Raw genomic sequence first — 2,228 nt, 5'->3', positions numbered from 1 at the left:
AAACATTTTTAACAAACTCTGCCAGTCAACTCCCATCATTACCCTTCTAATTGTTGAATAGGACGGGACTCTTTCTGGAATTATGTTAAATTCTTTACTGAGCCTGTGCCGATTATTTTTAGCAAACTCTCCTAGTTCTCTTTAACCTGAGTATCCTAGCATTGTTCCCAGTATTATTACTACTAATACTATCCATAAAGGGTGTCTTTTTCCTTTATCTTTCCGAAAGTCCTTGACTTGTTTTAGTTTTTCTATTAAGCTCAACATATCTTTCAAAAGTTCGCGTTCACTTCTCATTTTACCTGACAGTGATCGCTTTTACTTTTGATATTCTGATGGGAGAATGAAACAGCCCTACCCTTATCAAGGGGGGATCAAGGGGTGATCCGCACCCCCCTTATCAAGGGGGGATCAAGGGGTGATCCGCACCTCCCTTATCAAGGGGGATCCCCCCGCCTATCGGCACCCCCCTTATCAAGGGGGCAGGGGGGATCCGCACCCCCCTTATCAAGGGGAATCCCCCCGCCTATCGGCACCCCCCTTATCAAGGGGGATCCCCCCGCCTATCGGCACCCCCCTTATCAAGGGGGATCCCCCCGCCTATCGGCACCCCCCTTATCAAGGGGGGCAGGGGGGATCCATCTTCAATTTAATTATAACTACTTATCAGTTATCAGTTAATTTTTTTCTAGTTTTCTTTGTGGCTAATTATCTTCACAACACACAGTCTAATTTAATTACTCATGGTTAGTCCTTTACTGGAACCCTTTCGAGAAGCCTATCGCAATTTGGAACTTTTACCCCTGCGATCGGATAAAGAATTACAGCGTTTTGCTGTTAAATACGGCACAGAAATTATCGACGAATTAGAACAATTGGTCGAAGATAGTCCTTCGGAAGACGGAAAAATTATTCTAGCAGGACATCGGGGTTGTGGTAAGTCAACCCTACTCTACGAATTTAAAAGAAAGTTAGATGATCGCTATTTTGTTGTTTTCTTCTCGATCTCAGACACGATCGAAATGTCAGACGTAAATCATGTTAATATTTTATTCTCGATCGCCGTTCAGATGATGTCAGAAGCGGAAGCCCAAAATTTAACTATTAAAGATTCTATTAAAAAAAGCTTTTATCAATGGTTTGCTGAACAAATCCGCACCGAAACCAATCAAGCAGATGCCACTATCGAAACAGGTTTTAACTTTTCTGCTTTACTAGCTCACATTAAAGGAATTCTCAAGATTAATTCGACTATTCGCGAGGAAATCAAACAAAAATATGAGCGGAGAATTACCGATTTAGTTGCCCAAATTAACATTATAGCTAGTGCGATCGAGTCCCAAAGTCAGAAAAAAATCTTAGTAATTGTTGATGACATTGATAAAATTGACTTAGCACAGGTAAGGGATATTTTTCAATCCCATATTAAAGCGATTATGTTGCCCGGTTTTCGGATTATTATGACTATTCCGATCGCCGCTTTAAGAGAGGTAGCTTTAAAGGCAACTCTCCAAACAGAAACCAACGATCAGATCGTGCAAATGCCTGTATATAAACTCTTTAAACAGGGAGAAATTAATGCACCTAATGCTATACCCGATCCGCAAATTATTGCTACTTTAACCGAGATTATCACTAAGCGCATCGATTCCGCTTTAATCGATCCTGACACCCTCGAAAAAATTTGTCTTTATAGTGGGGGAGTGTTACGAGAATTAATTCGCATTACTAATGATTGCTGTCGGGTTTGTTTGCGATCTGTTCGTCGTTATCCCGATGATAATAACCTAAAAATTGATCAAGCTGTTTTAGAACAATCAATCACAGAACTTAGTCTCGATTTTGCTGAAAGTATCGGTACAGCAGATGAGGAAATTATTAAAACTGTTTATGAAAAGTCAAAACCGAAGGATCTCAAGGATCAAAATTTTCTAGATCTGCTGCATGGTTTATATATTTTGGAATACCGCAATGGCGATCTCTGGTATAACGTGCATCCGATTGTAGTTGAGTTAATGAAAAAAAGAGGAACAATTTGAATGGGATAAGTAAGTAGTTATAATTAAATTGAAGATGGATCCCCCCTGCCCCCCTTGATAAGGGGGGTGCGGATCCCCCCTGCCCCCCTTGATAAGGGGGGTGCCGATAGGCGGGGGGATCCCCCTTGATAAGGGGGGTGCCGATAGGCGGGGGGATCCCCCTTGATAAGGGGGGTGCCGATAGGCGGG

1 protein-coding gene and 1 pseudogene are annotated in these 2,228 nt (G+C 41.9%); one reads left to right on the top strand and one right to left on the bottom strand.

The window, feature by feature from the left end:
• A pseudogene (locus tag O9290_RS19465) lies at positions 1–267 on the bottom strand (transposase family protein); the annotation flags it as partial.
• Between the two features lie 476 nt (positions 268–743).
• Here O9290_RS19465 and O9290_RS19460 point away from each other — a divergent pair.
• A complete protein-coding gene (locus tag O9290_RS19460) occupies positions 744–2,039 on the top strand; it encodes a P-loop NTPase fold protein (RefSeq protein ID WP_288058280.1) in 1,296 nt (431 codons plus the stop codon).
• Positions 2,040–2,228: the final 189 nt, after the last annotated feature.

This window comes from Microcystis sp. LE19-41.2A, from assembly GCF_027530405.1.
Taxonomy (GTDB): domain Bacteria; phylum Cyanobacteriota; class Cyanobacteriia; order Cyanobacteriales; family Microcystaceae; genus Microcystis; species Microcystis aeruginosa.
This window is presented reverse-complemented; position numbering and strand designations above follow the sequence as displayed.

Bases quoted from the DNA above. Each gene is read 5' to 3' on its own strand.
- O9290_RS19460 (WP_288058280.1), top strand. From the start codon at position 744: ATGGTTAGTCCTTTACTGGAACCCTTTCGAGAAGCCTATCGCAATTTG.